This window comes from Sphingorhabdus rigui (genome assembly GCF_014196595.1).
Lineage (GTDB): Bacteria > Pseudomonadota > Alphaproteobacteria > Sphingomonadales > Sphingomonadaceae > Sphingorhabdus_B > Sphingorhabdus_B rigui.
In genome coordinates, this window is the sequence record NZ_JACIEA010000002.1 from 190,317 (window position 1) to 208,588 (window position 18,272).

Genomic DNA, 18,272 nt, shown 5'->3' on the forward strand with positions numbered 1-18,272 from the left:
CAGGAGAACCGCAGTAAACGCCGATGACATTGCCATTTCCTTTCGTTAGATTGTGACAAAATGATTTCAACACAGGAGAGAAGCATATGTTACGACGTGACAAATCCCTCAGCCATGCATTGAGACTATCGGCCGCTTGCCTTGCGCTTTCCGTGCCAAGCCTTGCATTTGCGCAGGAGGCCCCTCAGGCCGACGATACTGCGGACGAAGAAATCGTTGTAACCGCGCAAGGCCGCAGCCAGCTATTGTCTGACGTGCCAGTCGCGATTTCCGCCGTTAACGCCGAAACACTCCAAAATAGCGGTGCGAACGACATTCGCCAGCTGAACCAGGTTGCACCATCATTGCTCGTGTCTTCTACGGGTTCGGAAGCCAACGGCTCGGCCCGTATTCGCGGTATCGGTACCGTCGGTGACAATCCCGGCCTTGAAAGCTCGGTCCCTGTTTTCATCGACGGCGTATACCGTTCGCGTTCGGGCATTGGTCTGAACGAACTCGGTGAGATCGACCGCGTTGAAGTGCAGCGTGGGCCTCAGGGCACATTGGGCGGACGTAACTCGTCGGCGGGCCTCATCAGCATCTATTCCAAAAAGCCAAGCTTCACCTTTGGTGCCAACGGCGAGCTGACCTACGGCAATTATGACTTCATGCGCGCTGCAACCAGCATCACTGGCCCACTCTCGGACCAGGTCGCGTTCCGCGTCGATGGCGTTTATGTAAAACGTGACGGTTTCTACCGCGACGACCAAAATGGCCACGACGTCAACAATCGTAACCGCTACTTCCTGCGTGGCCAGTTGTTGTTCCAACCAACCGATGCGCTGTCGGTACGTCTGATTGCAGACTATACCTCGCGTAACGAAGAATGCTGCGCAGCAACCTATGTCGACGGTTCCGTCAATCAATTCATTGGCGACCTAAACAACCCAAGCACGACCGGCGTGGCGTCAACAGCGACATCCAACAACATCATCAACGTATTGCGTGACCTTGGCCAGCCATTAGCTGCGTTCAACCAAGGCTATGGCCGTAACATCTCGGTTAGTGCAAACCGCGTTTTCAGCGGCGAAACCAAGGATTATGGTTTCTCTGGCCAAATCGATTATGATTTCGGCGGCGCAACTTTGACGTCGATTACGGCATATCGCCAATATCGTTCCGGTCAGGCATCCGACACCGATTATGGTGAAGTCGACATTCTGTACCGTGCACCAAGCGATGATGCCTATCGTCAATTCCACACCTTTACGCAGGAACTGCGCCTACAGGGTGAAGCATTCGGCGGAAAGCTGGATTGGCTCGTCGGCGGATTCTTCTCGAACGAGAAGCTGACCGTCCGCGACAATCTGCGTTTCGGCAACCAATATGGTCGCTTTGCAACATGCCGCATCATTTCGGGTGGCGGTTTGGCCGGGCTATATTCGCCCACCAGCCCATCATGCGTCATCCCTGGCGTCGGCACCGCAACGATCGGTGGCGCTTCGGGGCTGTCGGGTCCGGATATTCTGGCGGCGTTCACGGCGCTCGATAACCTTAATGATCTAGGCACCACCAACGACCGTTATTTCCAGAACGGCACGAACTTCGCGGCGTTCACGCACAACATCGTGCACATCACAGATGCGCTCGATCTGACGCTTGGCCTTCGCTACACAAGCGACAAGAAGAAGTTCAACGCCACCTTTGGCAATGACAACACCGTTTGTACGGCAGTCCAAGGCCTTGTGACCGATGACTTGGTGAACCCGCTGACAACGGCAACGGCGCGTGCACTTGCGGGTTCGTTGATTGGTCTGTCTTGTCAGGGCAACTCGACAGCGGAATTGAATGGCGTGTCTATCAACGACAAGCGCAGTGAAGATGAATTCACCGGCACCGCAATCCTGTCATGGAAAGCAACCGACGACCTGTTGGTCTATAGCAGCTTCGCCCGTGGGTATAAGGCTGGTGGTTTCAACCTTGACCGTTCCGCACTGAAGTCACCAATCGGTACCTTTGCAGCATCGGGCGGCGCGCAGGCGTTGACGGGCAGATTGCAATTCGACCCCGAACTGGTCGACAGCTATGAAATCGGTGCGAAATTCTCAAATGGTCCACTCAGCCTGAGCGTTTCTGCGTTCCGTTCGGACTTCAGCAATTTCCAGCTGAATACGTTCAATGGCACTGTGTTCCTTGTGCAGTCGATCAACGGTTGTAGCGCGGATTTGGCCGGTGCCGACCGTGACCAGAGCTTGTCATCAGCAGGATCCAACTACAACGCAGCAGCGGCAACAACCGGAGCCTGTGCGGCAAGCGACGTAGGCTACGGCGTGCGCGCAGAAGGTGTCGAGTTGGAAGCATCCTTGGTGCCAGTACGCAACTTCCGCGTGGCGGCAGGTTTGACATATGCAAACACCAGCTATCGTGAAAATCTGGTCGGCAGCAAAACCGGCGCACCACTTGACCCCGCACTGCGTAAGTTGCCCGGTGACAATCTGTCCAACGCGCCAGAACTGGTTGCAACGTCAAGCGTCACATGGACGCCGGATATCGGCAGCAATGGCATGAGCGGCCTTGTGTATATCGACGGTCGTATGACCAGCGATTACAACACCGGTTCCGACCTGTTCCCGCAGAAAGAGCAAGATGGTTTCGCGGTATTTAACGCGCGTGTCGGTCTTCGCGGTCCTGACGAAGCCTGGAGCATTGAACTTTGGGGTCAGAACATCTTCAATCAAGATTATGCGCAAGTCGCGTTCAACTCGCCATTCCAGGCGGGTGCAACCTCGGCACCATTTGTGGATGGGCAATATCCCGGTGGTCGCCAGCTGATGTCGCAGTTCCTTGCTGAGCCTCGGACATATGGCATCACAGTGCGCGGTAAGTTCTAAGAACTTCGCGAACCTAAACGGAAAAGGGCCTGCAGCGATGCGGGCCCTTTTTTGTTGGATGGTAATTGGGATTGGCGTTGGACCAATCGTCACCCTGAATTTGTTTCAGGGCGACGGCATTAGCAATAACGGCTTTAAGACGTCCCAAATCCAACGCCCAGGAAGCCGGGCATTGGACCGTTCCATCCGTCATCGCCCGCTGGCGCTGCGCTTGACTTGTCTGTTGGCTTAGCTTCACCCGTTGGCGCTGCCTTTTCACGGGCGGGCTTGGCCGCAGCTTTTTCACGTGCGGGCTTTGGTTCCGCTGGTGCCGCCGCTTCGGCGGGTGCGGCCTTGGCTTTGGGCTCCGCTGCCTTACGGCCGCGCTTTGCGGGTGCGCGCTCTTCGGGTTCACCCGATGGCGCTTCGATCTTACCCAGACGTTCGATCTTGGTGCCGATCAGCTTTTCGATGTTTTCAATGGCTTCTTCATCGGCCTTGGTGACAAAGGTAAATGCCTTGCCCTTGGCACCGGCGCGGCCTGTCCGGCCAATGCGGTGGACGTAATCATCGGGGTGCCATGGCGCGTCAAAGTTGAACACATGGCTGACGCCCTTAACGTCCAGGCCGCGTGCGGCCACGTCGGATGCGACGAGCAGATTGATGTCGCCGTTTTTGAACGCTTCCAATTGCTTCTGGCGTGACGCCTGATCAATGTCGCCGTGAATTTCGCCCGAACGCATTCCATGGCGCTGCAGACTCGTGTTCAATTCGCGCACCGTCGTCTTGCGGTTGCAGAAGATAATCGCGTTGGACACATCTTCTGTGCGCAAAAGATCACGCAACACATCGCGCTTTTTCATGGGTGATACGTTCACCAAAAACTGCTCGATATTGACATTGGCGGTCGCGGGACGCGCGACTTCGATATATTTCGGGTTCGACAGAAACTTGTCAGCCAGCTTTTTAATCGGCGGCGGCATCGTTGCCGAAAACAGCAATGTCTGGCGCGTCGCCGGCAACTTGGTGCAGATATGTTCGATGTCGGGAATGAAGCCCATGTCCAACATACGGTCTGCTTCGTCGATGACGAGCATTTCGCAGCCCGTCAGCAATATCTTCCCGCGTTCGAACAAATCCATCAGCCGTCCGGGCGTTGCGATCAAAACATCAACGCCCTTTTCAAGCGCTTTCACTTGGTCGCCCATTTGAACACCGCCGATAAGCAGCGCCATCGATAGCTTGTGATATTTGCCGTATTTCTCAAAATTCTCCGCAACCTGCGCCGCGAGTTCGCGCGTCGGTTCGAGAATGAGGCTGCGTGGCATGCGCGCACGCGCACGGCCATTGGCGAGCACATCGATCATCGGAAGGACGAAGCTCGCGGTTTTACCCGTGCCCGTCTGTGCGATTGCGATGATGTCACGCATCATCTGTACCTGCGGGATAGCAGCGGCCTGAATTGGGGTTGGCTCGTCATAGCCAGCCTCACTTAAGGCTCTCAATAATTCATCAGACAAGCCGATATCGGCAAAACGCATATGTTGTTCCGGAAAAAAGATGCTGTGCCACCGGTGCCAAAGCCATAGCGACGAGCGTCGCCATTGGTCTCTATGGCTGGAAATGTCAAGGTAATTGGCCGAATGCGCCCGGCGCTATCGCGGTATCAGCAATCGGAACTTATCGATCTCGCATTTTGCCCCGGTGCGGGCATGCAACACATCCCGATCCACGCACAACTTACCATCAAATGACCGCTCCATATAAGCGCCCGCATAAAACTCTCGTGCCAGACAACCGTCCCCCAAATAGGCGCGGATAAGGATGCCATCGCGCGTCAAAAGGTCGAGCGTGCGGTCGGGTCCGGGACGCGATCCGCCCAGCCTGTCGACCCAAAGGCATTTGCCGATTTTCTTTTCTTTATATTGCAGCTTTGCGACGGATTGCCGCTGTGCGCCCACGGCGACCGGTGCGGACGCAGGGCTTGGCAAACGAATGATGATGCGTTGGTCCACACGCACTTGGCCAAATTCGGTATTCAACCTGACGAACGGCGCGAACGGATTGCCCGCCATGTCGACATTAAAATCGGCCCAAGCCTTTTGCGACACGGTCGTCAGACCTGCCGCAAGCAGGATTATGGCAAAAACTATGCGCAAGAAACATTCCGGTATGAAGTTGAAGTTCTGCCGACTTTACCCGATAGGGTTGAACGTATCATGAATTAAATGCCCTGAACCTTTGCACCTAATGGGAAATACCGTGCCAGATGTAAACGCCTTATCCGAACTTCGCTCTATTTTAGGACCAAAGGGCTATTCGGATGATCAGGACGTCATATACCCATGGCTGACCGATTGGCGTGGCCGTTTTACGGGCGCCGCAGCTGCATTGCTTTCACCGGCCACCACACAAGAAGTTGCCGCAATTGTTCGGGTTGCCGCGACGTATAGGCTGTCACTGGTTCCACAGGGCGGCAATAGCGGGATGGTCGCCGGGGCCACCCCAAATAGCAGCGGCGATCAACTCATCCTTTCGATGCGGCGGATGAACAATATCACTGCGATCGACGCAGACACCGGCCTGATAAGCTGTGAAGCCGGCGTCATCTTGCAGAACCTGCATGAAGCCGCCGCGCAGGCCGGGCGGCGCTTTCCACTCACGCTTGGGGGCAAGGGATCGGCAACCGTTGGCGGCCTGATTTCAACCAACGCGGGCGGCACGCAAGTGCTGCGGCATGGCACCATGCGTTTGCTCGTGGCAGGTCTTGAGGCTGTGCTGCCCGATGGCTCGATTTATGACGCGATGGCGCCGTTGAAAAAAGACAATCGCGGCTATGACCTGAAACAACTGCTGATCGGCGGCGAAGGCACGATTGGCGTGGTGACCAAGGCCGTGCTGCAAACCGTGCCCGCGCTCATTGACCGTTGCGTCGTGTGGGCAGGCGTCGATAGCCCGCAACAGGCGTATGAACTTTTGCTGTTCATGCAGAAACATGGGCGCGACCGTTTGGAGGGATTTGAAATCCTGCCCCAGCGCGCGCTCAATGCCGTGCTCACGCATATTTCGGGCACACGGCCCCCGCTCGACACCACACACCGCTGGCATGCATTGATGGAATTTGTGCAGGACGACCCTGCCCAGTCGAGCCCGGGAGAACTGGCCATGCATCTGCTTGAAGATGCCATCGCCGATAATTTGCTCGAAAACGCGACCATCGCGCGCAGCGACGTGCAGGCAGAAGCTTTTTGGAAAATTCGCGATTCGATTGCGGAGGCCGAACGTGCCGCCGGCGCCGCGCTGCAACATGATATCAGCGTTCCGGTCGCGGCCATGGCGCGCTTCATTGAACAAGAATCGCCCCGTATCGAGGCCGATTATCCCGGCACCAAGACCGTGGCCTTTGGACATTTGGGCGATGGCAACATCCATTTCCACGTAAAAGCCCCCGAAGGCGTCGATATCGCGGGTTGGTACGCCGGAGATGGCAAGGCGATCACGTCGCACGTCTACGATCGCGTGCGCGCCTATGGCGGTTCATTGTCGGCTGAACATGGCATTGGCCAATCGAAAATCGACGAATTCGCGCGGCTTGGCGAGCCTGCCCGGCTTTCGGCGTTACGTGCCATTAAAAACGCGTTCGATCCGCTGGGCATTATGAACCCGGGCAAGCTTGTTCCACTTGCGTAACGGCTGCTGCCCGACTAAAGCGCCCCATTAAATTTTTGCCAACAACAAGCACTGGAGTTTCACATGGCCACAGCGCCCCAAGCCGCAAATTTGCCACTTCTTTATAAAGACCTCATTCCGCTCAACAGCAACGATCACGTCACGTGGAAATCGCGCCTGTTGGAGAATGCAAAGTTCCTTGAAGGACAGCATGCAATTCCGTTGACGATCGAAGAATTCGTCCCTGCATCACGCACCTATCCCATCATTTTTTCCGCAACAGACAATCCTGTTCCGCTGGTCCTGATGGGCATGAACGAAGGTGTGAACACTTTCATGAACGAGGAAGGCTTTTTCGAGCGCCCCGTTTACGTCCCTGCATATGTCCGCCGCTATCCATTCCTTTTGGCCAAGCTGCGTCCCGACACTGAAGAGCTGTCCTTGTGCTTTGACCCCACATCGGGCGCCGTTGGTGAATTCGAAGAAGGCACGCCATTGTTCGAAGATGGCAAGCCAAGCGAAAACACACAGGCTATTTTGAAATTCTGTGAAGAATTCGAAAATGCCGGTTCGCAGACGCATGCATTTGTTGAAGAACTGCAAAAGCTTGACCTGTTGATCGACGGCGAAGTGTCGATCCAGCAAGAAGGACAGGAACAGCCATTCATCTACCGTGGTTTCAAAATGATCGACGAAGCGAAATTGCGCGAATTGCGTGGCGACGCCGTCCGCAAGCTGAACCAGAACGGTATCCTTGCACTCATCCACGCACATCTGTTTTCGTTGCAGCTGATGCGGGAAATATTTGCCGTTCAGGTTGCACAAGGTAAGGTACCGCAAGTGACGGAACTGCCTTCGACCTAATCAGGCCAAATGCTTTATGCCGTCACTGTCCATCAAGGGAAGTGACGGCATGGCAAAATACAGTAAAATCGCGATCCTTTTTCACTGGCTAATTGCCATATTGATCGGTGCCAACATCTTGTTGGCAAATCTGGCCGAAGATCTGCCCCGCGCCGCACGCGCTGCCTATATGAGTCCGCACAAGGCCATTGGCATTTCCATTTTGATACTCACCGTTGGCCGCATTTTATGGCGCCTTACCCACCGTCCGCCTGCGCTGCCTGACAAGATTACGGGTTGGCAGGCCAAAGCTGGCCATAGCGTCCATATTTTATTCTACGTCCTCATGATCGTAATGCCACTCACTGGTTGGCTGATGATCGGCGCCAATGGCAAAGCAGCACCCGTTGATTTCTTTGGCCTGTTCACGCTCGATATGGCGGTTGGCAAAAACGCGATGCTGGCGGACCTCGGGCATGAGGGGCATGAGATATTGGCCACCCCGCTTCTTGTTCTCATTGGCTTACATGTTTTGGGCGCTTTGAAGCATCAGTTCATCGACAAGATGCCATTTGTGCAACGGATGTGGCCATAAGCCCCCGTTAACGGCGTCACCGCGCTATCAACATAGCCAGTACCGGCCATTGCCCGTGCCCATGCCTCGCCTCAACCACTTTGGGGGCAGAATGTTTTTGTCCTGACTTGAAAATGCAATGCCAAGAGCCCATTCTTGGATCTGGACAGAAACATCCCCTCCCGTTTCTGTCCGATGATGCCCTAACCGGCATCAGCTCCCTGAACCTCGGCCACCCCGGAGCATTCCGGGGTGGTTTTTTATGCAAACCTTGCGGCTTTATTCCGCGGCAATCAACGCAGACGAACCAAGCGCCTCGTCCGCCAATGCCTCTACTAGCCCGGCTATCAACAACTTCAGCGGTTCAACGCCAACCCCAGGCTGCCGCAAATCAGCATCAAGATAGAGCGACCGGTCCACTTCCAATTGGATCGCATGGATATTGGCACGCGGCTTGGCATGGCGGCGCAGGATATAATCCCCAGCATAGGGGTGGTTGAGCGCAGCGGTAAATCCGTGCCCCTGCAAACGGGACATCAGCAGTTCGGCATATTGCGAGGCGGCACTTTTGCCGAACCGGTCGCCAATCACAAATTGCGGCCCCGCGCCTGTTGCCGGGTTGTGGAGCGGTGGCATGCTGTGTACATCAAGCAGGATCGCGACCCCGAACTTTCGCCGCATATTTTCAAGCACCTGAGATACGGCCTGATGATAGGGGCGGTGCAGCGCCGCAATGCGGTCATTGATGTCGTCTAAAGTGAACTGGCGCTTCCACAAATCGCCTTCGCCCGACAATCGGCGCGGCACAAGGCCAAGTCCGCCGCGCTGCTTCACGCCGGGCGCGGGATAATCCGCGCGCTGTGCGCCGTGGACCATCTCAACGTCGATATCCTCTTCATCGCGGTTCAGGTCGATCCAGGCCCGTGCGCGGTGGGCGATGATGACCGGATGGCCGAACTGTACCGAACGGCGCACCAATAGATCGGCATAGCGATCCTCAAGCCGGACCAGCGATGCCGGCGGCACGCGCAGCGCGTCAATGACAGCGGCGGGATAATCGCGTCCCGCGTGCGGCACAGACAGCAGCACAGGCACGGACATATTTTCCGTTCCCCACATTGCAAATCCGGATGCCGATATGTCCAACACGCCCTCTTCATTAAAAGAAAATATGTTGTTGGCAGGTTTTGCGCAAAATGGTGCAAAAAAATTAAGCCTCTGCAATTATAGATACAGCCGGCGCCGCACTTTAGCGCCCCAAAGTTGATTGAGGACCAATGATGACCCGAATTCTGCTCGCCGAAGATGAACAGGCCATGCGCGAATATCTCGCGCGCGCTCTGGAACGGTCGGGCTATGACGTGGTCGCGGTCGACCGGGGTACCGCGGCAGCGCCGTTGCTGGAACAAGAGCATTTCGATCTGCTGCTCACCGATATTGTGATGCCGGAAATGGACGGCATTGAACTCGCACGCCACTGTAACCGCGTGTCACCGGGCACGGAGGTCATGTTTATCACGGGCTTTTCGGGCGTCGCACTGCGCGCGAGCGCATCCATGCCAAGCGCCAAAATACTGTCCAAACCCTTCCATCTGAAAGACCTTGTCCTTGAAGTCGAACGCCTGTTTTCCAAGGAAAGTTTTGGCGAGCTGAAATAGGCTTGAATGATAGCAAAAGCCCAGCTAGAGGCTGCGGCATAATGGGCGTATAGCTCAGCGGTAGAGCACTGCATTGACATTGCAGGGGTCGCAAGTTCAAACCTTGCTACGCCCACCATTTAAAAACCCCGCCGTCCGAATGGAACGGCGGGGTTTTTTATTTGCGCATGAGCCGGGGGGCAAAACTCTCGCCAAACCCGCCATTTTCATCGTTACGATGCTATGTCGTGGGTGCCGTAATAATTCTCTCGCCGCTTCTCGTTTGTGCTGACATTTTTCATTTCGCGGCGTCGCGTGTAAGCACAGGCGGCTATGGTGGATGTGATCAATCCAAAATCTGCGGAGACCTCAGTCTGCCTTACCGCAGCAGCCTCCGTCGGGAATCTTCTGAGCATTGCTCTTGGATCACAAGATCAGAAGCGATGAGTTGCTTGAGGATTTCGTTGAACCAACGCGCCGACATCCCGGATTTGTTCATATAATATTTAACAGGCTGCCGCGGTTCTTGCTTGATCAAAAACAACAACTCGCCTTCCTTCCGGACGATTTGGACATCACTAGACTCTTGAAACTCAAAAATACGCTTAAGCGCTTCATTAAATGCACGACTACTTTCTTCGGTTTGATCGTCATTTAAGCCCATGAAAAACCCCAAAAAACATTTGAAATGTCAAAACAACACAAATGTAAATTCACATAACAATGAATTCATAAAATATTTATGCTGAAAAATAGTATTTTTAAAAACTATCAATTATGTTTTTCGTAATTTCGTCAAAAAGTTAGGTTCATTTCCGAAATTTAGTAAAGATATATTATAGGAATTATTGCGCACGTATTTTTACGCAGTCGAATTGGGTTTTTTAACATAGCCATAAAAGCTAACTCCCGAGACGGTTCGGGGGCAGCTCTCTTATGCAGTTCGCAATGCACGAGCTCTTGGGTCGGCACGAGCTGGCCTTCGAAACAGATGTTTTTAGAAACAAGGGTGATTGAAATGACAAAGATTTTCTCGGGCCGCAAAGCGACCCTTTATGCAGCAGGCATGGCGGTTTCACTTTTCGCAATGTCTGGTGCTGCACATGCACAGACCGCCGGCGCTCTTGACGGCGCGTACAAGAAGGGTACGTGGTCTTTGAGCAAAGAAGCTAAGGGCGCAACGAAGCCAGATACACGGACTGCAGACCAGATTGCTGCAGCGGATGCTGAAGCTGCGAAGAAAACGTCAGTTACAAACGCACTGCTTGCTGCGCGCAGCAACGCAACGGCTACCGCTCAAACTAACTATGCAAACGCAATTGCTAGCGAAAAGACAGCTTCAGACAACGCTGCGACAGCCGCAGCGGCTCTGGCAGACGCCGATGCCGCTAAAACAAAAGCAGATGCTCTCGTAACTAAGCTTGTTTCAGACAAGGCTGCAGCGGACGCTGTAATAGCATCGACTTCGGCAGCACGTACTGTTGCCCTTGCTGCTCAAGCTGCGCTTCCAAATACTGCAACTGCAGCTGAAATTGCAGCCGCTCAAGCAGCTGTTGATCGTGCGACAGTAGCAGCGAACATTGCAACCGCGGCTCAAGCGCCAATTGCAACTGCGCTTACTGCAGCACAGGGTGCAGCGACCACGGCTCTGAACACCTACACGGCTGCCATTACCGACAAGGCTACTAAAGATGGTCTTTTGTTGAACGCAACAGCAACAAAAACAACGACAGCCGCAACTTTCAACACCGCTTTGGCTGCTGATACCGGTTTTGCTGCACAGCTCGCCGCAGTTAACGGTGCCGCCGGAACAACCTTTGCTGCAACTTACGATGGTCTGGTAGCAATCGCGGCTTATGACGATGCGGTGCCGCTACCAGCCTATGCAAGCAACGGCTTCGCCCGCGCGACCGCAGCACTTGCTGCAGCTGCAGCAAGCAGCAACCAGAACATCTCGATGGCTTCGAGTGCGTTGTCAGGCAGCGCGGCATCAGTTGACGCAGGTGCGAACTTTGAAACTGAAGTTCTTAGCGCTCTTGTGAACCACGAAGATCGTATCACGACAGCTGAAACGAAGATCACTGCACTTGACACGCGTACGACTGCAAACACCAATGCAATCACCGCACTTGACACGCGTACGACTGCAAACACTACTGCAATTGCGAATGAAGTAACAGCACGTGTCGCAGCCGATAACGCATTGGGTGCACGCATCACGACTGAAACCAATGAGCGTATCGCAGCGGATAATGTCCTGCGTGATCAGATTGCAAGCTCAACAGCTACAGCAATCGCCATGGGCGGTGCAGCATTGCTTCCAGACATGGGCTTCACGCTGTCGGGTAACGTCGCTTTCTACGAAGGCGCACAGGCAATGGCATTGAACGCAGCCGCTAAGGTTGGCGCAAACGCCTTTGTAACTGCTTCCGTTGGTGGTGGTTTGAATAAAAATGGTAGCGTTGGTGGACGCGTCGGGTTCGTATTCGGCTTCTAATTCCACGCTAAATACCTAAAAAAGGGGTCGCTATTGATTTGTCGATAGCGACCCTTTTTAGTTTCATTTGGATGCAACGAGTTATCAAAGAGTGGTATGGAGATCATGAAAAAAACCGGCCTAGCTCTTTTGCTTGTAATTACAGGATGTTTGCCGACGTCAATTGTGTATGCTCAGGCAAAGCCCGCAAAGGTACCCGCCGCACCGGTTCAGGGCGGTACGTCACCGAATACCGCACCGACCCTGACGCGCGCTTCATTTATCCAACTTATGGATAACGAATTTAAAGCACGTGACATAACTGGTGATGGCAAGGTGTCGCGCGGTGAAATTGAAGAGTTCGAGCGCGGATCCGCATTGCAGAAAGCTCTGCTGGACAATAGCGCTTCATTCGCTCGCCTTGATGTGGATAAAGATGGCTCTTTATCCGCTATAGAATTTCAAGCGCTGGCTGCGAATCCAACGATGCCTGACATCACAAGCATCATGCAACGGTTCGATAAAAATCGCGATCAGCAAATCACTATCGTAGAGTATAGAATAGCAACACTTGTCCGTTTTGACGATCTCGACGCAGATAAAGACGGTATCGTGGATGAAAACGAACTAAGAGCGTCTCAGAATAGACAAAATAGTATTGAGAAATCCAGATAAAATTGGCAATAATGCTTGCTTTCATACCCATTTTCTAATAAGCTAAGACACTAATACTAACGCATCAACTGGCCACCCGTTGTACATGCAACGGGTGGCATCTTTTATGCACTACGCCCCACGCCTGTTTTGCACGGCGCCGGGCTATCTTTTGTAAGCGTGGCTGATTGCTTTGCCACCCTTCAGCCGTTGATCCATCCAACTGAAAATAACAGACATCCAGCCGAAGATTGTGAACACAAACGCGATGTCGGCTGCGCCTTGCGGCTTCAAATTTCTCTCGCTAAGTCAATGTCATGAACCTTGCATCACTTCTTGCCCAATTCGAACCGGGCGCCGCGTCGCATAAGATATCGATCCCCGCCAGCTGGCATCAGGGACGCACCTCTTATGGTGGCTTAAGTTCGGCACTGGCCTATCAAGCGGCGAAGCTGACTGCGGAGGATTTGCCGCCGCTTCAGTCCGCACAAATTGCATTTGTGGGTCCCTTGGCAGGCGATGTCGAGGTGCAGGCCAACATCCTGCGTCGTGGTAAAAACACGGCATTCATCAAGGCTGACATAATGGGCACAGATGGCATCGGCCTGACCTGCACATTCATTTTTATGAACCGTCGGCAAAGCCATTTGGACTATATCAGCATCGCCCAGCCCGAATTTCCGCCGCTTCCGACTGCGGAAAATGCACGCAGCGGACCGCCTGAATTTTTCACGGGCCATATGCAATATCCCGACAAGCGGCTCGAACTGGGGTTGGCGACCAACCGACTCGCAAGCTGGCACCGCTTTACCGAACATGACGGGCTTGACCATATTGCAGAGCTTATCTGCATTGGCGATGCATTGCCGCCATCGGCGATGGGCTTGATGACCGAAAAGGGCATGGTCAGCTCGATGAACTGGCAGATCAACATGTTGACGGATACGCCAACGACCGAAGATGGATGGTGGTATCTGTCCAGCGAAACGCATCATGCGGCCAACGGCGCGAGCAGCCAATATATGACTGCATGGAACAGCCGCGGTGAAGCGGTGCTTACCGGCATGCAGTCAGTCGCAATTTTTGCCTAACGCCGCATAAGCGCCTTCTCCGCCTCAATGATATAATCGCGGGTAATCGGCAGCGCACGTCGGTCACGCGTGAACTGGATCTGGTAATTTCCCATCCCGCCCGATTCAAATGCCGCGGTCGCGCCCGCAAGATAGAATATCCACATACGGTAAAATCTTTCGTCATATTGCGCGACGATTGCGTCGCGATGGATTTGCACACGGGCGTACCATTCGCGCAATGTCATGGCATAATGCAGCCGCAAGGTTTCGATGTCGCTGGCGATCAGCTTCACCTTTTCGCTCGCCGCAAGCGTTTCCGACAGAGCGGGAATATAGCCACCGGGGAAGATATATTTGCGGGTGAACGCATCTGTAGTGCCCGGCGCGCCAAGACGGCCAATCGTATGCAGCAGCATCACGCCATCGTCCTTCAGCAAATTGGCACAAGCGCGAAAGTAAGCGGTGAACTGGGGCACGCCGACATGTTCAAACATACCGACCGACACAATCCGGTCGAAAGTGCCCGGCGCGCGCTTTGCCAACACGCGATAGTCCAGCAGTTCAAACCTGACCTTATCCGCCACTCCAGCCGCTTCCGCGCGTGCACGCGCAAGCTTTAGCTGCTCGGCGCTCAGCGTAATCCCAAGCACTTCGACCCCGGCAACCTTATTCAGATACAGCGCCATTCCACCCCAGCCACAACCGATGTCGAGCACCTTCTGCCCGGGCTGCAGTGCGAGCTTCGCTGCGATATGCGCCTTTTTGGCACGCTGCGCGCGATCCAAACTGTCATCCGCTTCTGCCCAATATGCGCAGCTATACTGCATATCTTCGTCGAGCCACATGCGATAAAAATCGTTGGAAAGGTCGTAATGATGCGCAACGTTCGCGCGTGAACGGGCCAAGGAGTTGAGCTGCTGAAACGGGCGCAAAATCTGGTCGAACAACGCCTGTAGCGGCTTTTGGTCGCCAATTTCCCCGCCTTTTTCCCAAGGATTGTTGCGCCGGATAATTTCCACAAGGCCCATAATGTCGTCACCATCTACCGTGACGCTGCCGTCCATATAGGCTTCGGCAAGGCCAAGCCGCGGGTTCAGCAAAATACGGCGTTCAGCGTTGCGGTGAACTATCCGCAAGGTGACATCGGGCCAACCAGCCGCAGCCGAGCCGAAAACATGTGCGTCGCCATTTTGTTGCGTGATCGTCAGCGTGCCGTGATGGATCCGGCCACTTAAAATACGTTCGAGTAATGCCAATGTGGTGCCTTTCGTAAAACGATGCCCACCCCCGACTTTGAACCTATTTTTGGATATTGTTACAAAATCATAGTTTTGCCAAGCCTATCCGAACGCTGCTTGATTTAAATCGCGGGTTTCAGACGCGCGAAGCGCATGCCAAAGAACACCAGCCCGACGGAAATGAAATTGTCGACAAATGTTTTGTAAAACAACCAGTTGTCCGTCGACAGAAACTTAGCCGCACCATAATTAAGCGCCGCCATGATCAGGCCGATTGTACCCATGATGATGGCAAAGCGCCCGACATCAATATCGGAATAAGGCATATACCGCGCTAACCCCTTGCCGATATATGGGCCGCCCCGCACGCCATCGATAATGAAGAAACTGGCGGCGATCAGGCCCGTTATCGTCCCCCGCTGCTTGATCCATTCATCATCATTCAGCCAAAATGCGAGGCCTGCCGAAATACAGAGCATCATGATACCAAAGAGAGCGAGCCCGCCGGTGACATCAATTTTCGTTATGCGCTGGAACAGGACAAGCGCGAACCCGACGACCACACCTACAATCGCCGCAGTCTGCAAATCGGTGAACTTTGCAACAAAGTAGAACAACAGGCCCGTGATGATATCAATGGCAAATGGCAAGCGGTTGTGGCGCGCAAATACGCCTCCGTTCGCTTCTGCTCCTTGCGCGGCCATGCCTTACCCCAATGCCGCCTGCTTTTCCTCGGCAAGGCGGTCCAATTCAGCGCGGCTTTTCTTTTCGCTGGAGGATTTTAGCTGGCCGCACGCCGCCATGATATCGCGGCCGCGCGGTGTGCGCACGGGCGCGCTGATGCCGGCTTCGAAAATGATGCTGGAAAAACGCTTGATGCGTTCTGGATCTGAACATTCGTAAATCGCGCCGGGCCATGGGTTGAACGGTATCAAATTGACCTTTGCCGGCAATTTATACTGGCGGATGAGGTTCACGAGCTCGTGCGCGTCTTCGTCGCTGTCATTCTTGTCCTTCAGCATCACATATTCAAATGTGATCCGCCGCGCGTTGCTGACGCCGGGATATTCGGCGCAGGCACGTAAAAGTTCATCAATGCCATATTTGCGGTTGATGGGGACGATTTCGTCACGAATTTCCTTGGTCACCGCGTGCAGCGATACCGCAAGGTTTACGTTAATTTCCTCGCCCGCGCGCGCCATCATCGGCACAACGCCAGACGTCGAAAGCGTAATGCGGCGGCGCGACAGGCCAAGGCCATCGCCATGCATAACGATCTTCATCGCATCACGGACATTGTCGAAATTATACAAAGGTTCACCCATGCCCATCAACACGATGTTCGTCAGCATGCGGCCGTCGGCGGTGTAATGGCCGACATCATCATCTTCATCATCGTCCGCAACCGACGCCATATTGCCCTTTGGCCATTCGCCAAGCGCATCGCGCGCCAACATGACCTGCCCGACAATCTCGCCCGGTGTCAGGTTGCGCACCAGCCGCATCGTGCCCGTATGACAGAAACGACAGTTGAGCGTGCAGCCAACTTGCGAGGAAATGCAAAGCGTGCCGCGATCCGCATCGGGAATGAACACCATTTCATAATCTTGCGCATCATCGGTGCGCAAAAGCCATTTGCGCGTACCATCGGTCGAAACCTGTGCCTCAACCACCTCTGGCCGGCCAATGACAAAGCGATCGGCGAGCCAAGGCCGCATGGTTTTGGCGATATCGGTCATCGCTTCAAAATCGGTTACGCCGCGATGGTATATCCAATGGAACACCTGCTTTGACCGCAGCTTTGCCGCTTTTTCATCCAACTGCGATTCTTCAAAAAGCTGCCGGATTTGAAGATGGTTCAAGCCCAAAAGGTCAATTCGGCCATCCGCACGCTGCGTAATCGCGCGTGGGGTGACGACGGGGTCTATATGGCCGGGAATCTGCATGATGGCCGCGCCTATACGCAATGAATCGCCGAAATGCCAGCTATGCTATCGTGCCGCGCATCCCAACGCCGCCGCATCAATTGCACTGGGCGCACCGCGCAATGCGTAGGCATCGACAATCGACCGGCCATCGCGGCCAATCGTTTCGATGCTGAGCGATGTTGCCGAGCGGATGGCGGCGATAATGGCCAAGTCCATCCGCCGGTCCGCCGCCCATGCCGCTTTGCTATCGGCCCTTAAACGAAAACGCCTTCCACCCGCGGTCAATGTCACGCCGCTATTGGCCGCCCGATCACGCGACAGCCGCACGTAAAGCTGGTGCGTAACGCGGCGCTTTGGCCAAAAACCGATGGAGACATAAGCCGCCCGCGTTGGCGGACCTATCGTCTCGTCGGGCTCCGAAATCGCATAGCAGCGGGGGGGTTCAGGGTCACGAAACGCCGCCCACCCTTGATACACGCCAAGCCGGTCTTTGGCAGACAGCGGCGCGGCAGCCGCAAGCGTCAACGCAAACATAATAAGCATGTGCTTTCCGGCGAATGCCGGAATCCAGCGCGGCGATGCGCAGGACTGTTCTGGGCTCCTGCCTGCGCAGGAGAACACATCATGTGGGGTGACAAACCTCAAGCACGCTCCCCTGCGCCGTCGCCGTCAATCACCAGCGTTTCGACACCATCGCGGATCATTACCATGCTGCCCTGCGCAAGGCTGTGGGCGATGGGCGCGCCAAAGCGTTCCATGGGCTCCAAGCCCAGCAAAACCCCGCGCAGCACGCGTGCGGTCATCCCATGGCAAATGATCAGCATGTCCTGTTCAAAGCGTTGGTCCGATATCCAGTGACGCAGCCGCTGCGCGACATCGTCGTAAAATTCGCCGCCCTCGGGACGCACGGAAAACAGCTTGTGCTCCATATCGACGATTGGGCCGATTTCCGCGGAAATGTCGGCATAGGTCCGGCTCGACCAAAGGCCGACGTCAATTTCCAGCAGCCGGTCGTCGCGCATCGTTTGATGCCAGTCGGCGTCGATTTCCTCTGCGACCAAGGCAAGCGTCTGCAACGCGCGCCCAGCGGTGGACGACCAAAGCTGCGGTATGGGGTCATCCCCCAGATAATTTGCCAACGCACGCCCCATCGCGCGCGCTTGCACACAACCTTCCCAGGTCAGCGGGGTATGCAGCTCCGCCTGCCCCTGCATTCGGGCAATTTTGTTAAACACCGTCTCCCCATGCCGTGCGATGAAAAGCCGTCTACCGTTTGTTGAAATCGTCATAATGGCCTTATTCCACAGGATATTCTTCGACGCAAAACCTAT

17 protein-coding genes and 1 tRNA gene are annotated in these 18,272 nt (G+C 54.7%); 9 read left to right on the plus strand and 9 right to left on the minus strand.

The genetic code is table 11. From position 1 onward, the window contains the following. The first annotated feature begins 86 nt into the window (after positions 1–86). A complete protein-coding gene (locus tag GGR91_RS08430; protein WP_183941762.1) occupies positions 87–2,870 on the plus strand; it encodes a TonB-dependent receptor in 2,784 nt (927 codons plus the stop codon). Between the two features lie 134 nt (positions 2,871–3,004). Here the strand turns inward: GGR91_RS08430 and GGR91_RS08435 are convergent, their stop codons facing one another. Next, complete coding sequence (locus tag GGR91_RS08435; protein ID WP_183941763.1) at positions 3,005–4,390, minus strand: DEAD/DEAH box helicase; 1,386 nt, start codon at positions 4,388–4,390, stop codon at positions 3,005–3,007. 114 nt (positions 4,391–4,504) lie between these two features. Continuing rightward, positions 4,505–5,008 carry a hypothetical protein gene (locus tag GGR91_RS08440; RefSeq protein WP_183941764.1) on the minus strand — a complete coding sequence of 168 codons (504 nt, stop codon included), beginning with the start codon at positions 5,006–5,008 and terminating at the stop codon, positions 4,505–4,507. A 103-nt stretch (positions 5,009–5,111) separates the two neighbouring features. On the opposite strand from GGR91_RS08440, the gene GGR91_RS08445 reads away from it, so the two are divergent. The 3 genes from GGR91_RS08445 to GGR91_RS08455 all read left to right on the plus strand — a co-directional run bounded on the left by GGR91_RS08445 (position 5,112) and on the right by GGR91_RS08455 (position 7,956). Beyond that, positions 5,112–6,539, plus strand: coding sequence for an FAD-binding oxidoreductase (locus GGR91_RS08445; protein ID WP_322788797.1), 1,428 nt, complete (start codon positions 5,112–5,114; stop codon positions 6,537–6,539). 63 nt (positions 6,540–6,602) lie between these two features. Further along, positions 6,603–7,382, plus strand: a complete 780-nt coding sequence (locus GGR91_RS08450) for a SapC family protein (RefSeq protein WP_183941766.1) — start codon at positions 6,603–6,605, stop codon at positions 7,380–7,382. Positions 7,383–7,431: 49 nt separating this feature from the next. Continuing rightward, on the plus strand, positions 7,432–7,956 hold the full coding sequence (locus GGR91_RS08455; RefSeq protein WP_183941767.1) for a cytochrome b: 525 nt from the start codon (positions 7,432–7,434) through the stop codon (positions 7,954–7,956). Positions 7,957–8,214: 258 nt separating this feature from the next. Here the strand turns inward: GGR91_RS08455 and GGR91_RS08460 are convergent, their stop codons facing one another. Then, on the minus strand, positions 8,215–9,036 hold the full coding sequence (locus GGR91_RS08460; RefSeq protein WP_246337124.1) for an N-formylglutamate amidohydrolase: 822 nt from the start codon (positions 9,034–9,036) through the stop codon (positions 8,215–8,217). 179 nt (positions 9,037–9,215) lie between these two features. Here GGR91_RS08460 and cpdR point away from each other — a divergent pair, with 179 nt between their 5' ends. Together cpdR and GGR91_RS08470 are read left to right on the plus strand one after the other, a co-directional pair. After that, positions 9,216–9,593, plus strand: coding sequence for a cell cycle two-component system response regulator CpdR (cpdR, locus tag GGR91_RS08465; RefSeq protein WP_183942047.1), 378 nt, complete (start codon positions 9,216–9,218; stop codon positions 9,591–9,593). A gap of 43 nt (positions 9,594–9,636) precedes the next feature. Next, a tRNA-Val gene (locus GGR91_RS08470) sits at positions 9,637–9,711 on the plus strand. A gap of 240 nt (positions 9,712–9,951) precedes the next feature. On the opposite strand, the gene GGR91_RS08475 is transcribed toward GGR91_RS08470, so the two are convergent. Beyond that, the gene (locus tag GGR91_RS08475) at positions 9,952–10,236 is read right to left on the minus strand and encodes a hypothetical protein (RefSeq protein WP_183941768.1); all 285 of its coding nucleotides are present in this window, start codon (positions 10,234–10,236) and stop codon (positions 9,952–9,954) included. A 354-nt stretch (positions 10,237–10,590) separates the two neighbouring features. Here GGR91_RS08475 and GGR91_RS08480 point away from each other — a divergent pair, with 354 nt between their 5' ends. The 3 genes from GGR91_RS08480 (at position 10,591) to GGR91_RS08490 (ending at position 13,793) form a co-directional block, all read left to right on the plus strand. Next, the gene (locus tag GGR91_RS08480; protein WP_183941769.1) at positions 10,591–12,069 is read left to right on the plus strand and encodes a hypothetical protein; all 1,479 of its coding nucleotides are present in this window, start codon (positions 10,591–10,593) and stop codon (positions 12,067–12,069) included. Between the two features lie 105 nt (positions 12,070–12,174). Further along, positions 12,175–12,723, plus strand: coding sequence for an EF-hand domain-containing protein (locus GGR91_RS08485; RefSeq protein ID WP_183941770.1), 549 nt, complete (start codon positions 12,175–12,177; stop codon positions 12,721–12,723). 296 nt (positions 12,724–13,019) lie between these two features. Next, positions 13,020–13,793 (plus strand): thioesterase family protein, encoded by a 774-nt coding sequence (locus GGR91_RS08490; protein WP_183941771.1) that lies wholly within the window; start codon positions 13,020–13,022, stop codon positions 13,791–13,793. Here GGR91_RS08490 and GGR91_RS08495 read toward each other — a convergent pair. The 5 genes from GGR91_RS08495 to GGR91_RS08515 form a co-directional block, all read right to left on the minus strand. Further along, complete coding sequence (locus tag GGR91_RS08495; protein ID WP_183941772.1) at positions 13,790–15,031, minus strand: SAM-dependent methyltransferase; 1,242 nt, start codon at positions 15,029–15,031, stop codon at positions 13,790–13,792. The two genes, GGR91_RS08490 and GGR91_RS08495, sit on opposite strands and share 4 nt — an antisense overlap. A 104-nt stretch (positions 15,032–15,135) precedes the next feature. Beyond that, entirely contained in the window at positions 15,136–15,717 is a 582-nt protein-coding gene (locus GGR91_RS08500) for a septation protein IspZ (protein WP_183941773.1), read from the minus strand. A gap of 3 nt (positions 15,718–15,720) precedes the next feature. Beyond that, positions 15,721–16,959, minus strand: coding sequence for a 23S rRNA (adenine(2503)-C(2))-methyltransferase RlmN (gene rlmN, locus GGR91_RS08505; protein ID WP_183941774.1), 1,239 nt, complete (start codon positions 16,957–16,959; stop codon positions 15,721–15,723). 45 nt (positions 16,960–17,004) lie between these two features. Further along, entirely contained in the window at positions 17,005–17,484 is a 480-nt protein-coding gene (locus tag GGR91_RS08510; RefSeq protein WP_183941775.1) for a hypothetical protein, read from the minus strand. A 98-nt stretch (positions 17,485–17,582) separates the two neighbouring features. Next, the gene (locus tag GGR91_RS08515; RefSeq protein WP_183941776.1) at positions 17,583–18,230 is read right to left on the minus strand and encodes a histidine phosphatase family protein; all 648 of its coding nucleotides are present in this window, start codon (positions 18,228–18,230) and stop codon (positions 17,583–17,585) included. Between the last annotated feature and the right edge of the window lie 42 nt (positions 18,231–18,272).

Bases quoted from the DNA above. Each gene is read 5' to 3' on its own strand.
- GGR91_RS08510 (WP_183941775.1), bottom strand. From the start codon at position 17,484: ATGCTTATTATGTTTGCGTTGACGCTTGCGGCTGCCGCGCCGCTGTCT.
- GGR91_RS08475 (WP_183941768.1), bottom strand. From the start codon at position 10,236: ATGGGCTTAAATGACGATCAAACCGAAGAAAGTAGTCGTGCATTTAAT.
- GGR91_RS08500 (WP_183941773.1), bottom strand. From the start codon at position 15,717: ATGGCCGCGCAAGGAGCAGAAGCGAACGGAGGCGTATTTGCGCGCCAC.
- GGR91_RS08435 (WP_183941763.1), bottom strand. From the start codon at position 4,390: ATGCGTTTTGCCGATATCGGCTTGTCTGATGAATTATTGAGAGCCTTA.
- GGR91_RS08515 (WP_183941776.1), bottom strand. From the start codon at position 18,230: ATGACGATTTCAACAAACGGTAGACGGCTTTTCATCGCACGGCATGGG.
- rlmN (WP_183941774.1), bottom strand. From the start codon at position 16,959: ATGCAGATTCCCGGCCATATAGACCCCGTCGTCACCCCACGCGCGATT.
- GGR91_RS08455 (WP_183941767.1), top strand. From the start codon at position 7,432: ATGGCAAAATACAGTAAAATCGCGATCCTTTTTCACTGGCTAATTGCC.
- GGR91_RS08480 (WP_183941769.1), top strand. From the start codon at position 10,591: ATGACAAAGATTTTCTCGGGCCGCAAAGCGACCCTTTATGCAGCAGGC.
- GGR91_RS08460 (WP_246337124.1), bottom strand. From the start codon at position 9,036: ATGTCCGTGCCTGTGCTGCTGTCTGTGCCGCACGCGGGACGCGATTAT.
- GGR91_RS08485 (WP_183941770.1), top strand. From the start codon at position 12,175: ATGAAAAAAACCGGCCTAGCTCTTTTGCTTGTAATTACAGGATGTTTG.
- GGR91_RS08450 (WP_183941766.1), top strand. From the start codon at position 6,603: ATGGCCACAGCGCCCCAAGCCGCAAATTTGCCACTTCTTTATAAAGAC.
- cpdR (WP_183942047.1), top strand. From the start codon at position 9,216: ATGACCCGAATTCTGCTCGCCGAAGATGAACAGGCCATGCGCGAATAT.
- GGR91_RS08490 (WP_183941771.1), top strand. From the start codon at position 13,020: ATGAACCTTGCATCACTTCTTGCCCAATTCGAACCGGGCGCCGCGTCG.
- GGR91_RS08430 (WP_183941762.1), top strand. From the start codon at position 87: ATGTTACGACGTGACAAATCCCTCAGCCATGCATTGAGACTATCGGCC.